The 16,023-nt window shown below is 61.2% G+C and carries 15 protein-coding genes; 4 read left to right on the top strand and 11 right to left on the bottom strand.

Annotation, left to right across the window (positions count from 1 at the left end):
• The 6 genes from ACILRC_RS13120 to ACILRC_RS13095 form a co-directional block, all read right to left on the bottom strand.
• On the bottom strand, nucleotides 1-2,710 hold a 2,710-nt coding region (locus ACILRC_RS13120), incomplete at its 3' end, for an Hpt domain-containing protein (protein ID WP_395669821.1).
• A 247-nt stretch (nucleotides 2,711-2,957) separates the two neighbouring features.
• Nucleotides 2,958-5,093 (bottom strand): methyl-accepting chemotaxis protein, encoded by a 2,136-nt coding sequence (locus ACILRC_RS13115; protein ID WP_395669820.1) that lies wholly within the window; start codon nucleotides 5,091-5,093, stop codon nucleotides 2,958-2,960.
• Nucleotides 5,094-5,103: 10 nt separating this feature from the next.
• Nucleotides 5,104-5,637 carry a chemotaxis protein CheW gene (locus ACILRC_RS13110; RefSeq protein ID WP_395669819.1) on the bottom strand — a complete coding sequence of 178 codons (534 nt, stop codon included), beginning with the start codon at nucleotides 5,635-5,637 and terminating at the stop codon, nucleotides 5,104-5,106.
• Nucleotides 5,638-5,646: 9 nt separating this feature from the next.
• The gene (locus tag ACILRC_RS13105) at nucleotides 5,647-6,012 is read right to left on the bottom strand and encodes a PleD family two-component system response regulator (RefSeq protein ID WP_395669818.1); all 366 of its coding nucleotides are present in this window, start codon (nucleotides 6,010-6,012) and stop codon (nucleotides 5,647-5,649) included.
• A 3-nt stretch (nucleotides 6,013-6,015) separates the two neighbouring features.
• Nucleotides 6,016-6,411 (bottom strand): PleD family two-component system response regulator, encoded by a 396-nt coding sequence (locus tag ACILRC_RS13100; RefSeq protein ID WP_395669817.1) that lies wholly within the window; start codon nucleotides 6,409-6,411, stop codon nucleotides 6,016-6,018.
• Nucleotides 6,412-6,480: 69 nt separating this feature from the next.
• A complete protein-coding gene (locus tag ACILRC_RS13095; protein WP_395669816.1) occupies nucleotides 6,481-6,654 on the bottom strand; it encodes a rubredoxin in 174 nt (57 codons plus the stop codon).
• A 133-nt stretch (nucleotides 6,655-6,787) separates the two neighbouring features.
• On the opposite strand from ACILRC_RS13095, the gene ACILRC_RS13090 reads away from it, so the two are divergent.
• Both ACILRC_RS13090 and hemL read left to right on the top strand, forming a co-directional pair.
• Entirely contained in the window at nucleotides 6,788-7,702 is a 915-nt protein-coding gene (locus tag ACILRC_RS13090) for a hydroxymethylpyrimidine/phosphomethylpyrimidine kinase (protein WP_395669815.1), read from the top strand.
• Nucleotides 7,703-7,720: 18 nt separating this feature from the next.
• Entirely contained in the window at nucleotides 7,721-9,025 is a 1,305-nt protein-coding gene (gene hemL, locus ACILRC_RS13085; RefSeq protein ID WP_395669814.1) for a glutamate-1-semialdehyde 2,1-aminomutase, read from the top strand.
• A gap of 58 nt (nucleotides 9,026-9,083) precedes the next feature.
• Here the strand turns inward: hemL and purH are convergent, their stop codons facing one another.
• The 3 genes from purH to dusB are packed head-to-tail and all read right to left on the bottom strand — an operon-like array spanning nucleotide 9,084 to nucleotide 11,990.
• On the bottom strand, nucleotides 9,084-10,703 hold the full coding sequence (gene purH / locus ACILRC_RS13080; protein WP_395669813.1) for a bifunctional phosphoribosylaminoimidazolecarboxamide formyltransferase/IMP cyclohydrolase: 1,620 nt from the start codon (nucleotides 10,701-10,703) through the stop codon (nucleotides 9,084-9,086).
• 4 nt (nucleotides 10,704-10,707) lie between these two features.
• Complete coding sequence (locus tag ACILRC_RS13075; RefSeq protein WP_395669812.1) at nucleotides 10,708-10,944, bottom strand: Fis family transcriptional regulator; 237 nt, start codon at nucleotides 10,942-10,944, stop codon at nucleotides 10,708-10,710.
• The gene (gene dusB / locus ACILRC_RS13070; RefSeq protein WP_395669811.1) at nucleotides 10,941-11,990 is read right to left on the bottom strand and encodes a tRNA dihydrouridine synthase DusB; all 1,050 of its coding nucleotides are present in this window, start codon (nucleotides 11,988-11,990) and stop codon (nucleotides 10,941-10,943) included. The genes ACILRC_RS13075 and dusB overlap by 4 nt, the downstream gene beginning before the upstream one ends.
• Nucleotides 11,991-12,198: 208 nt before the next feature.
• Between dusB and ACILRC_RS13065 the strand changes: the two genes are divergently transcribed.
• A complete protein-coding gene (locus tag ACILRC_RS13065) occupies nucleotides 12,199-12,666 on the top strand; it encodes a YqaA family protein (RefSeq protein ID WP_395669823.1) in 468 nt (155 codons plus the stop codon).
• 61 nt (nucleotides 12,667-12,727) lie between these two features.
• Here the strand turns inward: ACILRC_RS13065 and ACILRC_RS13060 are convergent, their stop codons facing one another.
• Both ACILRC_RS13060 and ychF read right to left on the bottom strand, forming a co-directional pair.
• Nucleotides 12,728-13,627: a DMT family transporter gene (locus ACILRC_RS13060; RefSeq protein WP_395669810.1), complete on the bottom strand. Its 900-nt coding sequence runs from the start codon at nucleotides 13,625-13,627 to the stop codon at nucleotides 12,728-12,730.
• Between the two features lie 22 nt (nucleotides 13,628-13,649).
• Nucleotides 13,650-14,741 (bottom strand): redox-regulated ATPase YchF, encoded by a 1,092-nt coding sequence (ychF, locus tag ACILRC_RS13055; protein WP_395669809.1) that lies wholly within the window; start codon nucleotides 14,739-14,741, stop codon nucleotides 13,650-13,652.
• A gap of 97 nt (nucleotides 14,742-14,838) precedes the next feature.
• Between ychF and ACILRC_RS13050 the strand changes: the two genes are divergently transcribed.
• Nucleotides 14,839-15,987 carry an FAD-dependent monooxygenase gene (locus ACILRC_RS13050; protein ID WP_395669808.1) on the top strand — a complete coding sequence of 383 codons (1,149 nt, stop codon included), beginning with the start codon at nucleotides 14,839-14,841 and terminating at the stop codon, nucleotides 15,985-15,987.
• Nucleotides 15,988-16,023: the final 36 nt, after the last annotated feature.

Raw genomic sequence — 16,023 nt, 5'->3', positions numbered from 1 at the left:
GCAAATCACCAGAATCTGGTAGCAAGGGTTCGGATTGACTTGCCACCGGTGCTGGCGTTTCTGCAAACTCAGTGGCACTGGGCACCGCGTGGGCTGCAAGGCCGGCCCGAAGAGATGCCACGGCCTGCGTCGCAAACTCTTTCAGACCCTGCACCACAGGCTCGTGGGGTTCTCGCAAGAATCCGGCAGCAAACTGGTGGAGCAAACGCCGAATTTCGTCTGCTGCATCACAGAAAAGCGCTGCCCAGGCCGGTGTGCCATAAGGCTGCAAGCGGGCATGCTCAAGCGCGTTTTCCAGGGAGCCCGCAAGATCGGACAGCGCAGAAAAACCGACTGTGGCCGAACTCCCGTGCAGCGAGTGAGCCCACGTCAGCGTTGACTCTGGCAAAGGTCGGTCACATTCCAGCGCCCACTCTCCCAACTCGGATTGCAGTCGGCGTGACCACTCGTCGGCTTCATTGAGAAAAACATTGAAGAGCGGCACGCTGATCCGCAAGTGGCCGACCACCTTCATCAAGTCGCCACCGGAGTCGCCCAAGGCGTTGTGTAAGTCAGAGTTAACTGGCTCAGGCTCAGGCTCAGGCTCAGGCTCAGGCTCAGGCTCAGGCTCAGGCTCTGGCTCTGGCTCTGGCTCTGGCTCTGGCTCTGGCTCTGGCTCTGGCTCTGGCAGGATCACTGCAACTTCTTGGCGGGCGAATGAATGAGGTAGGAGAACAAGCAGTTGCCCAACGCGCATTGCGTCGGCGGAAGCGCGGAATGTAGCGACATCCCACCCCGCGTCGTTGCCATGTGCGCTGTCCTGCGCCCACTGGCCCAGGGCGTCGAGCGCTTGGGTAGCTAGGCGAATCATGTCGACACTAACCGGGCGGGGCTCGGCCAGCCAACTATTGAACAACTGTTCAAATGACCAAGCTGCTTCCCCAAGCGCATCCAAGCCCACCATGCGTGCACTGCCCTTGAGAGTGTGAAACGCGCGGCGTACCGTGGTCTGGTCGGCCAAGTTGGCGGGCTCAACAGCGAGCGATCGCAGCGCGGCCAGCCCGCCGTCAATGACGGCGCGAGACTCTTCCAAAAAGATCGCCTTCAGGTCCTCGTCTTCGGCACCGTGGGCGTCCTGCCCCGTATCTGCGATAACCGATGTTTCGGGCTTGGGCGCCTGCCCCATGGTTGGACGAAACTCGCCTTCCGCCTCGTCGTACACGAACAGCTGACGCGCCAGACTTCTCTGGTAGCTCAGCATGTCGATCAAAAAGCCCATCGCACCGACACTGTTACCAAGCTTCGCAAACACCGTACCGCGATGCGTTGCATCAGGAGCCCCTTCAGCGAGGAACTGCTCAATCACATTGCGCATGCGCAGCGAGGCAAGCGCCGGTTGTTCTAAGCCCAAAACTGAAAACACACCGCGCATCTGCGCCAATCGCCCAGGCACTTGGCGCAGAAGTGTGCCATCCGAAGGACGCCTGAAAAACTGGTCAAGCACAGCCTCGACTTGGGCTAAAGTGGCGCGCAACTCGCCTACTACCGTACCCATCGTTTGCCGCTCTCCCACGCGACGGTACAAGTCTTCCATCCAAGGTTCGAGCGGCTCGGGCTCTCCACCGGCACAGGCGTGACGCATTCTCTGCGCTAGGGTGCCCCCACGCTGCCAAAGAAGATGGAAATCAAGCTCGTCGTACAGGGCTTCCAAGTACAAGACAGCCGTCGACACCTCCATGGCAACGGCGGCGTTGGGCACCCGGCCTGTCTGCAAGGTGAGGTCAACGGCTTCACCCAAGGCCGCAAGCAAATCAGAGCTGTCGGCATGCAATGGGTGCAGTGACTCTCGAACCACTGCAAACTGATCGGCCATTTGCCGCACCCGGCTGGTATCGCCACCGGCCAGGGCTGACCAAGACTCTGCTGCGGTGGCGATGCGTTTGCGCACAACGATCAATAGTGCCGGGTCGAATCGTCCAAACCGCTCGCGGCTGTAATCCAATGTCTCAGACGACTTCAAACCATAGGATAGGCGCACCGCCTGCAAAAGCAGCGCAACCTGACCTATTTTTGGACTCGCAACCGCGCAAAAAAACACCAGATCGCGGGCGAGCTGTTCCGACGGCGGGGTCAGGCCCTTGGCAAGCGCCGCGTACTGCTGCAACACGCGTGAGGCGGCACGCTTGGTGTGGGTGTCATGGGCCAACAGACCTAGTGAAATGGCTTCAAAAAATCCGGCAGCAGCAGCCCAAAATGTGCGGTGCTCCAGCCCCGTCTGCCCACAAGACAGATTGGCACAAAGCAGCGCCATTTGGCGGGCAGACTCGGGGTCGCCGGTCTTGATGGTGTTGAGCACGGCCCGATCCATACGGCTACGCAACTCTGAGCCAAAACGCAGCGGACGCAACGATGCTGGCAGGGTCACTTCCTTCCAGCGCCACTCAAAGGGCCACAAATCCGCGGGATGGATGCGGTCGCTGCCCGCCAACTCCATCAACGACTTGAATTGCGGAAACAGTGCAACTGGAGATGCCGAGCCGCCCCTGAGCACGCCTTGCAAAAACTCGGTCACCGCAAATCCTGCGGTCTCTACGCTCCGCGCCGCAGCCTCGGTGCAGGCCTCGGGGCGCTGTACGTAGATCTCCAAAAGGCGCGCCATCGAACGCACCAGCGTGGCCGGGGCGGCCATCATGACCATCTCCATCGCGCCGGCCGCCTGATGCAACTGCATCCGGGCAGCGCGTAAAGCACTCGGATCTGGCTCAGCCGACTCGTCGTCTATTGCCCCACTACCGCGGGCAAACCGTCGCACGGCTTTGGACGCTCCATCTAGGGACTTACGCAGTTCATCCATTACCCACGACAGCGGTCCCAAGTCCTGAAGCGCTCGGGCTGGGGCGTTCGAAGTGGCGGAAAATGGCATGCTGGAATCGGAGCGGGGTCTGGTTGCGGGCAACTTCTGTGCGCGGTCGGCGCAACTACGAAATCTTAAACCGCGATACCGATTGGCGCAGGTCTTCGGCCATGCGCGATAGCTCCTGCACCTGCGCGGCGGTGACACGGGTGCCCTGGCCGGTTTGTTCAGTCACCGCAAAGATGTGCTGGATGCTCAGAGCGACTTCGCTGGCAAGGCCTGCCTCGCGAGAAGCGGCATCGGAGATTTGCTCGATGAGGTCTGCCACTCTGCGCGATACCTGGTCGATATCCGACAGCGCACTGCCTGCGCGATCAGATAGCTTGGCACCTTCGACCACGCCCTGGGTAGAGCGCTCCATCGCGCCGATCGCGTCTTGCGTGTCCGACTGTATCGCCTTGACCAGCGCCGCAATTTGCCGGGTCGCATCGGCAGAGCGTTCGGCTAGGCGTTGCACCTCTTCAGCCACCACGGAGAAGCCGCGTCCGGCATCGCCCGCAGATGCCGCTTGGATGGCGGCGTTCAAGGCCAACACATTGGTTTGCTCGGTGATGTCAGAAATGAGTTCGGTGATTTCCCCGATCTCTTGCGACGACTCGCCCAAGCGTTTGATTCGCTTGGACGTATCTTGGATTTGGTCGCGTATTGCATTCATTCCGCCAATCGCGTTTTGCACTGCGTGCAGTCCGGACTCGGCTGTAAGCAAGGACTGACGGGCCACCCGGGCTGATTCTTGGGCCCGCACCGACACCGCAGTGATGCGATCCGCCATTTCGACCACCGCGTTGCCGGTTTCGCGAATCTCTTGCAGCTGCTCGTTGGAGGCTGCCAAAAGTTCGGTCGATGTGGCATCCACCTCTGAGGTGGTTTTGGCCACGCGCGACGCGGTACTCTGAACATTGGAGACTAAGGTACGCAGCTCCTCGACGGTGTAGTTCACCGAATCGGCTATCGCTCCAGTAATGTCTTCGGTGACCGTCGCTTCTTGCGTTAAATCTCCTTCGGCCACAGACTGCAACTCGTTCATGAGACGCAGAATTGCCGCCTCATTGGCATCGTTAACACGCTTGGCATCCAGCCGCTGGTCGTCGGCAGCTACTTGGCGCCGTCGACTGTCTTGCAGTTGTGCGTACGCCAGCCCCGCAGCCGACACAACCGCCAATGCCGCTGCCAGCACTAAGCTGGCCACGATCACACCATCCACGCCGGCGCGCGCCGACAGACTGTTTTGGAGCACCTCTAGATTGCGGCGTAATGGCTCACTGTCTTCAAGGATCGCCAACTGCGCTTCGCGCGCAGCCACCAACCCCTGCAGGTTGCCCAAAATGGCGACGGCTTGAACACGGGTTTCCTCATACATCTGAATAAGCGCAACCAGCTGCTCCCGCGTCTGAGGGTCATCGGACGCCTGCAAACGTAGATCAGCGCTGCCGTCCAACAACGCATTCGAGATTTCGCGAAATGAGTTCAGGTCCTTGCCAAGCAAAAACACGGTCTCGGGGCTTGCGCCTTCAGATGTCAAGAACTCGTTGGAGGACTTGCCGATCCGCTGGGTCAGTGTAGAAAGTTCCGCCGCTGCGGCGATCTCCAGAAGCGGCGCGTTCTGCCGCTGCTTGAGTGCAGAAATGGACTTGGTTGCATTGAGCAAGTCCGCCGACTGGCGATTGATCAGGCGTAGCGCTGCGCCGATTTGGGTCAGTGCGCTTTGTTGCTCCATTACCAGCTTAGCGTTCTTCTCGGCACGCTCCACCAAGGGAATCACTTGGCCCAGCTCTGGGAGCATATCGCTGTTGAGCGGCTGCAGTCGCTGGTTGTTGTCGCCAGATTGCAGCCCACGAATTGTTTTCACCAGCACGTCGGCGCTTTCGTTAACGTCTGCGAAGGCTTGGGGGCTACCCACCAGAGCTTGTGACACCGACTTAGCCAAACGCTGGGACTGCATGAGGGACTGGCCGGTAGCGCCCAACTGCTGTGCTGTGAAATCCGACTGGTCTAGAGCAAACACTGCAATTCCAAACAGGGCAGCCAGCGATGTCCCCAGTACCATTCCGAGCGAGCTTTGATGGACCGCTAAGCTCCGGGCTCCCAACAACGGAAGGGTGATGGCCTCACCTAGGCCTTCTGGCGTAGGATCTCCTGATCCGTAAGGGACCGAGGACGGTCTGGAGAAAAAGCCTCTTATGGCATGGGAAATTTGCATACAAGCAACCTCAAACTTCACGGACATCTAAAAACTCGGGAGATTGCGCCAACGCGCGCAAATCAATCTCTTGCCACTGGACGCCGTTAGCGTCCATAAAGCGTCGACCGAAGAAAGGAGCAGCATTGGTTGCGGGCGCATCCGATGCGTGAAACACTTCGGGGCCACGCAGCCCACACAGTGCGTCCACCTGCAAGGCGCAATTGAGTTCGAGTGCGGGATTGAGGGTGATGGCGGATACACCTTCTCCAATTGCAGGACGGTGCCCGGGGTGGGAATTCCCTGCCAGAAATGTAGCAAGTTGCACCACCGCATAAACGTTTCCGCGTAGATTCACGACACCGAAGAACCACGCCTGGGTATGGGGCACCCTGTGCACATTACCAATGGAGAAAATCTCACCAGACTGCACCAGTGGGAGCAGGTAGTTTGCGCCGCCTGCCTGCACTGCCAGCCATACGGTTTCGCTTGCAATGGACTGCGCGGCCTCAAAACGTGTCGCCAACCGCGCCTGCAATTCCCGAAGTGCTTCGCGGTTAGCCATGTTAGGAGCTCAGCCAAGCATTCTGATTTTTGTTAGCAGGTCTGTGGTGTCCAGCGGCTTAGTCAGGTAGGCGCTCGCTCCTTGGCGCATGCCCCACACACGATCGGTCTCCTGGCTTTTGCTGGTGCACAGAATGATCGGAATGTCCGCATAAGCGGGTGTGCGGCTAATGGTGCGGGTCAGCTGGAACCCGTTTTGGCCAGGCATCACGACGTCCATCAAAATCAGATCGGGTCGGTTCTGCAGTAAGCACGCCATGGCTGCATCAGCACTCTCCGCGCTTTGAACAACATACCCGTTTTTTTGGAGCAGTTCCGCCAAGAACATGGTCTCGGTCTTAGAGTCGTCTACGATCAAAATGTTTTGAATTGCCATACATTAGCCCCCCCGCAATGTGGACGCTAACTGCGCGACCGCTTGCAGCAACTGTTCTTTTGTGAACGGTTTCGTGAGGTAATCCTGCGCGCCGGCCATGCGACCGCGTGCCTTGTCGAACACACCATCCTTGGAGGACAACATGACCACGGGCACATTAGCAAAATGTGGGTTGCGTTTGATGATGGTGCAGGTCTGGTAGCCGTCGAGCCGAGGCATCAGAATGTCGCAAAACACAAGGTGCGGCTCAAAGTCGACTACCTTACCCAGAGCGTCATAACCATCTTCAGCAAGCAACACTTCGTGCCCGCCTTGCTTGAGGAACATTTCGGCACTGCGCCGGATGGTGTTGCTGTCATCAACAACCAATACCCTCAACACAGGATCTGGGCTCGTCACGTCACTTTGTCCTTAGTTCGCTTGCGGTTAGGTCAGGGCGTGCAGCGCTGGGAAGCGAGTGAGGCAGATCTACACTTGCACCATCTCGAAGTCTTCTTTGCGCGCTCCACACTCGGGACAGGTCCAGTTCATGGGGACGTCGGCCCACGGGGTGCCGGGATTGATCCCGTGCTCGGGCGAGCCGAGCGTTTCGTCATAAATCCATCCACAAATCAGACACATCCAGGTTTTTGTATCGGCCACAGCGTAAAGGACTTAAGTGAGAATTCGCGGATTGTATAGAGGCAGCTCGCCGACAATCGAGATAAACCGTCCAGACCGGAGAGTTGGCTCGGTACCATGCAGACCGTAAATCACAACTAGGCTAGGCCCCAAGATGTCCGCCCTCCCCCCATCACCCCAAGACCAACCCTCAGAAGACGAGGAGTCGATGGCGTGCGTGATGGTTTTCAACGCCAACGACCCCAGCGGCGCAGGGGGCATTGCCGCCGATCTGATGGCTGCCGCCTCTGTGGGTGCCCACGCGCTACCGGTGGTGACAGGGGCCTACGCCCGCGATACCTCCGAAGTATTCGACCACTTTGCCCTGGACGATGAAGCGGTGTCAGAGCAGGCACGCGCGATTTTGGAGGACATTCCGATCCACGCCATCAAGGTCGGTTTTGTGGGCAGCCCCGAAAACTTAAGCGCGGTTGCTGAGCTTGCCAGCGACTATTCTGAGATCCCTCTGGTGGCCTACATGCCCGACCTGTCGTGGTGGCAAGAGGACCGCATCGAGGCCTACCAAGACGCCTGCTGCGAGTTGCTGCTACCCCAAGCTACGGTGCTGGTTGGCAACCACAGCACGCTGGCGCGCTGGCTGCTGCCCGACTGGAATGCAGACAAAGCCCCCAGCGCGCGCGATATTGCCCGCGCGGCACACGAATACGGCGTGGCCTACACGCTGGTGACCGGCATACCACTGCCTGATCAGTTCATTGACAACGTGCTGGCGTCGCCCAACACGGTGCTCTGCTCTCACCAACACGAGCGTTTCGAGGCGGTGTTTGCCGGTGCCGGCGAAACCCTATCGGCCGCTCTCACCGCCCTGATTGCCAGCGACACTGAGCTTACCGAAGCAGTGGGTGAGGCATTGAGCTACCTGGACAGTTGCCTGGAGAGCGGGTTTCGCCCTGGGATGGGCCAGGCCATGCCGGATCGGCTGTTTTGGGCACAGGCTGACCCACCTGATGACGCCGAAGACGCCCCAGCTTCAAGCTTCGAAATTTCACCCAACGACACCCGCCACTAACTTTGAAAGCACCGACCTGTGACAGCCGCGACTGACTCCAACCAGACACTTTTTGACCGCGCCCGCAAAGTCATTCCAGGCGGGGTGAACTCTCCCGTACGAGCCTTCAAGGCGGTGGGCGGCACGCCCCGCTTTGTGGCGCGCGCCCATGGCGCCTATTTTTGGGACGCCAATGGGCAACGCTACGTTGACTACATCGGCTCTTGGGGACCGATGATTCTGGGGCACGGGCACCCGGCAGTGGTCGAGGCGGTGCAACGAGCGTTGCTGGAGGGCTTCTCGTATGGTGCCCCGACCGAGCGCGAAGTCGAACTGGCCGAGGCGATTTTGCAACGTGTGCCCAGCATGGACATGTTGCGCTTGGTCAGCTCGGGCACCGAAGCGGCCATGAGCGCAATTCGGGTAGCCCGCGGAGCGACCGGGCGCAGCAAGCTGATTAAGTTTGAAGGTTGCTACCACGGCCATGCGGATGCCTTGCTGGTGAAGGCCGGCTCCGGTCTGGCCACCTTTGGCAACCCTACGAGCGCAGGCGTACCGCCTGAGGTGGTTCAACACACCTTGGTGCTGGAGTACAACAACATCGAGCAACTCGAAGACGCCTTCAAGCTGCATGGCAGAGAGCTGGCGTGCCTGATGATCGAGCCGATTGCCGGAAACATGAACTTCGTGCGCGCGTCGCTGCCATTCATGCGCCGCTGCCGCGAGCTCTGCTCCCAATATGGCGCCTTGCTTGTATTTGACGAAGTGATGACCGGCATGCGGGTGGCGCTGGGCAGCGCACAAAGCGTGTATGCCCGCGATATCCCTGGCTTCGAACCTGACATGACTGTGCTGGGCAAAGTTATCGGTGGTGGCATGCCGCTGGCAGCTTTTGGTGGCAAGCGCGCGCTAATGGAGCAACTCGCGCCCCTGGGCCCGGTCTACCAGGCCGGCACACTGTCTGGCAACCCGGTGGCAACCGCCTGCGGCCTGGCTACGCTGAAGGAAACCGGCAAGCCCGGCTTCTACGAAGAACTGAGCCGCAAGACCAAGCTGCTGATGAGCGGCCTGCAAACTGCAGCCACTGCAGAGGGCGTACCGTTTAGCACGGACAGCGAGGGCGGGATGTTCGGCTTTTTCCTGTTTCCTGAACTGCCGCAAAACTACGCCAAAGTGATGACCACCGATAACGCCCGGTTTAACAAGTTCTTCCATGGCATGCTGGAGCGCGGTGTGTATTTTGCGCCTGCGCTCTATGAGGCAGGGTTCATGAGCGCCGCGCACACCGAGGCGGACATCGCCGCCACCGTCGCGGCGGCCTCGGAGATCTTCCAAACCCTGTAACGCAGGGTGCTACGCTCGCGCCCAAGCGTTGAAATAAATGAAGTGTTGGTACTTTCGCCTAGTGGCGAAAGTGCCGCACGCCGCTGTAGACCATGGCGACGCCGCGCTCGTTGGCTGCAGCGATCACCTCGTCATCGCGCATGGATCCACCCGGCTGGATAACGCAGGTGGCACCGGCGTCCACCACCACATCGAGCCCGTCGCGAAACGGGAAGAAAGCGTCGCTGGCCACCACCGTGCCCTGCAAAGACAAGCCCGCATGCGCGGCCTTGATGCTGGCAATACGGGCGGAGTCAAGGCGGCTCATCTGGCCCGCGCCCACGCCCATGGTCATACCGTTGGCGCAAAACACGATTGCGTTGGACTTGACGTACTGCGCCACCTTCCAGGCAAACAGCATGTCCTGCATCTGCGCGGCGGACGGCTGGTGGATGGTCACCACCTTTAAATCAGCCAGCGCCAGTTGGTGGTTGTCAGCGGTTTGCAGCAAGATGCCCGAACCAATGCGTTTCATGTCCATAGCGTTGCGACCCAGCTCCCATTCAGTAACTGCGGCCTTCTGCGCAGCATTCGGTGCTGGTGGCAGCGCAATCTTCAGCAGCCGCACATTGACTTTGGCCGCGAACACCTCCAGCGCTTCGGGCGTGTAGGCCGGCGCCATTAGCACCTCGACAAACTGCTTGGAAATCTCGTGGGCGGCGGCGCCGTCCAGCGTGCAGTTCAGGGCAATGATGCCGCCAAACGCCGAGGTTGGGTCAGTCTTGAAGGCCTTGCTGTAGGCCTGCATCGCGTCGGCACCCAGGGCCACGCCGCAGGGGTTGGCGTGCTTGACGATCACGCAGGCCGGCGTTTCGAACGACTTGACACACTCCCACGCGGCATCTGCATCGGCCAGGTTGTTGTAGCTGAGTTCCTTACCTTGCAACTGCTGCGCCGTAACCAGCGAGCCCGGCGCCGGGTGCACGTCACGGTACAGCGCGGCCTGCTGGTGGGCGTTTTCGCCGTATCGTAGGTCTTGTACTTTAATGAAGCGGCCGTTGCTCTGGCCGGGAAACTGCGCCAAAACCGGTGGCGCATCGCCCGCAGGCGCGGCGTCTTGCACCTGCACCGCGCTGAGGTAGTCACTGATGGCGCCGTCGTACTGGCTGATGCGGTTGAATGCCGCCACCGCCAAAGAGAACCGGGTTGTCTCGCTGACTGCGCCCTGCGCCTGCAGCTCGGCGACAACGGTGGCGTACTGCGACGCTTCGGTGAGCACCGCCACATGCCGCCAGTTTTTTGCGGCGCTGCGCACCATGGCGGGGCCGCCGATATCGATGTTCTCAATCGCGTGGTCGAGGGTGCAACCCGGCTGCGCCACAGTCGCCTCGAACGGGTAAAGGTTGACCACCAGAAAGTCGATGGTATCGATCCGGTGGGCGGCCAGCGCCGCCATGTGAGATGGCAGGTCGCGGCGGGCCAGCAAGCCGCCGTGCACGCGCGGGTGCAGGGTTTTGACACGGCCATCCAGCATCTCAGGAAAACCAGTCATCTCGGCGACCTCGGTCACCGGCAGGCCGGCTTCGCTAAGCAGCTTGGCAGTGCCGCCGGTCGAGATCAGCGCAACACCCTTGGTGTGCAGCGCCTGCGCGAACTCCACGATTCCGGTTTTGTCGGAGACGGAAAGCAGTGCGTTCATGGGATTACTTCAGAAGTTTATGTTCGAGCAACTTCTTGCGCAGAGTGTTGCGGTTGAGGCCCAGCCATTGGGCAGCTCGGGACTGGTTATGGTCGGCTTGCGCCATCACCACCTCGAGCAAGGGCTTTTCCACAGCGCGCACCAGCATGTCATGCATGCCAGCAGGTTCGGTGCCATGCAGGTCTCGAAAGTAGGTCTCTAAGCTGGCGCGAATGCAGTCCTCAATGAGTTTTTTGCTCATACCGTCTCCAGGGTTGTGTTGTTGTGTTCCGGGTGTTGGGCAGCGCTGCGCTCTGGGATGCGGTCCATGGTCTGCGCTAAACCGTCCATGAATAGCTCAACCGCGCGCACCTGCGCCACGCTGTCTTCAATTCGATTCATCTGCGAGCGAAAAGCCTTGCCACCTGGCAGCGCGCGCACATACCAGCCGATGTGTTTGCGTGCCGAGCGCACACCGATGTACTCGTCATACAGCTGGTAGTGGTCTTGCAGGTGCTCCACCAACAGGTGCTTCACTTCTGCCACCAGAGGAGGTGCCAAATGGGTGCCGTGGGCTAAAAAGTGGGCGATTTCCCGAAAAATCCAGGGTGCACCCTGGGCGGCGCGGCCCACCATCACTGCGTCGGCGCCGGTAGCGAGCAGCACATCACGGGCTTTTTCCGGGGTGTCGATGTCGCCGTTGGCCACGACCGGAATGCGCAGCGCGGCCTTCACGGCAGCAATGGTGTCGTACTCGGCGGCGCCGCTGTAGCCTTGCTCACGGGTGCGGCCGTGTACCGTGACCATCTGCACCCCAGCCTCTTGCGCACGAAGCGCCAGCACCACCGCGTTTTTGTGTGACTGACACCATCCGGTGCGCATCTTGAGCGTCACCGGCACGTTGCGTGCAGCGCAGGTTTTCACCACGGCCTCAACAATCGACATGGCCAACGCCTCGTCTTGCATCAGCGCTGAGCCAGCCCATTTGTTGCACACCTTTTTGGCAGGGCAACCCATGTTGATGTCAATGATCTGCGCGCCACGGTCGATGTTGTAGGCGGCTGCGTCGGCCATCATTTGCGCGTCGGTGCCCGCGATCTGAACAGCAATCGGGCCGGGCTCACCTTCGTGGTTGGCGCGGCGCGAGGTCTTTAGGGTATTCCAAAGTTCAGGGCGTGACGTCACCATTTCGCTGACAGCGTAGCCCGCGCCCAAGCGCTTGCAAAGTTGCCGAAACGGCCGGTCTGTCACCCCCGCCATGGGGGCCACAAACAGCGAGTTCGCCAACGCAAACGGACCCAGAAACATGGTGAAGAAGAAAGAAAAAGAAGGTTGACCGCACACGCCAGCAAGCAAGGTTGCGCATTCTAGCTGCCCATAATTTCAGCAATTGAAATGGGCGCCTCCGGCCGCCACCTCGTGCACGCCGCAGCGTCAGCTACTGGGCAGCGTCGTGCGCAACGTAGCAACTGCTCGGTGCGGCGCAATGGGCTTCCTATACTCGGCGCACACCACCATGGATGCCTGGATCGAACAACTTCTCTCGCTGCTGGCCTTGCCGCAGTACAGCCTGCCAGGCGTATTCGTGGTCGCGTTCATATCGGCAACCCTCTTGCCGATGGGTTCGGAACCAGCGGTGTACGGGCTCGTGCGGCTCAACCCAGACCTGCTATGGCAGGTCATCATGGTGGCCACGGCAGGCAACACGCTGGGCGGCGCGGTGGACTGGTGGCTGGGCTACGGCGCCCACCGGATCGCAGACAAGTACCAACGCTCGTCGATGCACATTCGCGCGCTGGATTGGCTCAAGCGGCTCGGGCCCAAAGCCTGCCTGCTGGCATGGCTACCGCTGGTGGGCGACCCACTGTGCGCGGTGGCCGGTTGGCTCAGGTTGCCGTTTTGGCCTTGCGTGTTCTACATGGCAATTGGAAAATTTTTACGCTACGTGCTCATGACGGCGGCGCTTTTGGGAATGTTTGGATAGCGTTTAGGCCGCGTTGGCTCAGATTGCCATTGGATTGCACTGCCACCCACACGGAGCATCACTAGCGCAACAACATCAGCGCGGTACCCAGCACCGTCAGGCCCGCACCCAGCCAGGCACCGCGTGCTGGCGCGCGGCCCATGCGCATCCACAGCAATGGCAGCACCAGCACCGGCGTGACCGAGGACAGCACGCCCACGGTACCCACATCGCCGTGTTGGAGGGCCAGCATGATCAGGCCCATGCCCACACCCATGCCAATCAAGCCCACCCAGGCCACTTGCACCACCACGGCGCGGGTCGGTGCCGCATGCGCCCGTGCTGCGGCAAAGCCCGACCACAGCAGCAGGTACTGCGCTACGCAGGTGGCACTGACCCGCACCGCAGTCGCCGCCACCGGGTCCACGCCCGTGGCCATCACCGGCTTGGCAATCAAAGACCCCAGCGCCTGACAAAAAGCCGCCAACAGCCCCAGGGCTACACCCCAGGCCAGGCTGCCACGGTTGCTCTCCCAGGCATGTGCCTCGTCCTTATGGCGCCCCAAAACAATGGCCGCCATCACGCCGGCCACCACCAGCGCCGCGCCAAGCAGCGCTTGCGAGCCCATGCGTTCGTCCAGCACCCCAAAGCCCAGGACCGCGCTGAAGATGGCATGGGTGGCAAACAACACGCCAGTGCGGCGTGGCCCCAGGCGGTTCATGGCTGCAAACAAGGCGGTGTCGCCGACAAAAATGCCTACCAGACCGCTGACCGCCATGGTGGCAAGCTGCCCGGGTTCCCAACCCCGCCAGGTGCCCATGAGTAACACCACGGGCCACAACATCACCAGCACCGAGAGCATGCGCAAACGGGTGAAAGCAAAGGCGCCCAGGTGGCGCGACGGGTTGGCCGAGAGCACGCTGGTCAACGCCCAACAGCCAGCGGCGCCCAGCGCCAGCAGGTCGTAGGGAGAGATCAGCACGGCGCTGGCGCAGTGTCGCGCATCAGCTGCTAAACAAGAAGTTCATGACATCGCCGTCCTTGACCACGTACTCCTTGCCCTCGGCACGCATCTTGCCGGCGTCTTTGGCGCCTTGCTCACCCTTGAAGGCGATGAAGTCTTCGAAGGCGATGGTCTGGGCGCGGATGTAGCCCTTCTCGAAATCGGTGTGGATCACCCCGGCGGCTTGCGGACCGGTGTCGCCCACATGGATAGTCCAGGCACGCACCTCTTTGACACCAGCGGTGAAGTAGGTTTGCAACCCCAAGAGCTTGAAGGCAGCGCGGATCAGGCGGTTCAAGCCAGGCTCGCTCTGCCCCAGCTCTTGCAAAAAGAGCAGGCGGTCGGCGTCGTCCATCTCGGCCATATCGGCCTCTAGCTTGGCGCAAATCGCAACCACAGGCGCGTTTTGGGCAGCGGCAAATGCACTCAGGCGATCCAACATGGGGTTGTTCTGAAAGCCGTCTTCAGACACGTTGGCCACGAACATCGCGGGCTTGGCGGTGATCAAAAAAAACTGCTTGAGCAAATGGCTTTCGTCTTTGTCGAAACCCAGGGTGCGTACTGGACGGGCGTCGTTGAGCGCCACCTGGCAGCGTTCCAAGAGCATGACCAGCTTGGCGGCCTCCTTGTCGCCCGAGCGGGCCAGTTTGGTCACTCGCTGCAAGGCCTTTTCGACGGCGGCCAGGTCGGCCAGGCACAGTTCGGTTTGGATCACTTCGATGTCGGCAATCGGGTCCACTTTGCCGGCGACGTGGATCACGTTGTCATCCTCGAAGCAGCGCACCACATTGATGGTGGCATCGGTCTCTCGGATGTGCGAGAGAAACTTGTTGCCCAGACCCTCGCCGGTGCTGGCACCGGCCACCAGACCGGCAATATCCACAAACTCCACAATGGCCGGCACGATGCGCTCGGGTCCGACGATTTGGGCGAGCTGCTGCAGCCGGGGGTCGGGCAACTCGACAATGCCCACGTTGGGCTCGATGGTGCAAAACGGGTAGTTTTCTGCGGCAATACCAGCCTTGGTGAGCGCATTGAACAAGGTCGATTTTCCGACGTTGGGCAAGCCCACGATGCCACATTTCAAGCTCATGCAAGGTCCTTCAATAGCGATGTTTTCGGCTGCCGGGCGCAGGGAGCGGGCATTGTACTGAGCGGCCTTAGCGCAGCCCCTCTCCTACAATCGCGCGATGACTGGACCTTATGACGTGTGCATTCGCGGCGATGGCATTGTGGGCCGCACCTTGGCGCTGCATTTGGCTGCCAAACGCCTGCGGGTGGCACTGGTGGCGCAGCCGGGTCCCAACCCGGCGCACTCCGACGTGCGAGCCTATGCGCTCAGCCCCGCATCGCGCCAATTGCTTCAAGCGGTGCGCTGCTGGCCCGACGAACGCAGTGCCACCCCAGTCACCGCCATGCAGGTGCAGTCCGACGACGATGGCCCAGCGCAAGTGCAGTTCCACACCCCGTCCGACGGCGCAGAGGCTCTCAATTGGATTGTGGATGTGCCAAGCCTGGAGCGTCTGCTGGCCGACGCACTGCGCTTCCAACCCCTGATTGCGCTGCACGATAGCCCGCAGCCCGCCACCTTGCGGGCGGTGTGCGAAGGCCGCAGGAGCAGCACCCGCCAAGCCCTGGGCGTGGACTTCGACGTTGCGCCCTACGGCCAGTGGGCCCTGGCTGGCCGCGTGCGATGCGAACGCCCGCACCAGCAGGTGGCGCGCCAGTGGTTCTCACACGGCAATGTGTTGGCGCTGCTGCCCATGGAGGGCGCAGACGGCACGCTGTGCGCCTTGGTGTGGTCACTCGCGCCCGATCAGGCAGGGCACTGGCAGACGGCAAACCCCGAGGCCTTGGGCGAGGCGCTTTTCAAGGCCACGCATGGCTGCCTGGGCACGCTCACCATGGTGGGGGAGCGCAAAGTCTGGCCCTTGCAAGCAGCGCAGGCGCAGCGCTGGAGCGGCACCCAAGCCCACAGCGACGGCAGCCCCCAGAGCTGGGTGTTGCTGGGCGACGCCGCCCATACGGTGCACCCGCTGGCGGGCCAAGGCCTCAACCTCGGTCTGGGCGACGTGGCCCAGCTGGTGGACACGCTGGACGGGCGCCCCTACTGGCGCAACGTGGGCGACCTCAAATTGCTGCGCGCCTACGAGCGCGCTCGCAAAGCCGAGTTCGCTTTGGTGGGCGGCTCGGGGGACGCTCTGCAGCGCATCTTCAGCCAGTCCCAACCAGCGCTCCAAGCGGTGCGCCGCATCGGCATGCAGGCCTTTGACCGCAGCCCCCTCAAACCCTGGGTGACCCGCCGGGCCATGGGCGCCGCCCCCTCTGCGCCGCGCTAGGCGCGGCACAACTTTGACCACCGACACCCGAGCTTG

It is taken from the genome of Rhodoferax sp. (assembly GCF_044236835.1).
GTDB lineage: Bacteria > Pseudomonadota > Gammaproteobacteria > Burkholderiales > Burkholderiaceae_C > Allorhodoferax.
This window is presented reverse-complemented; position numbering and strand designations above follow the sequence as displayed.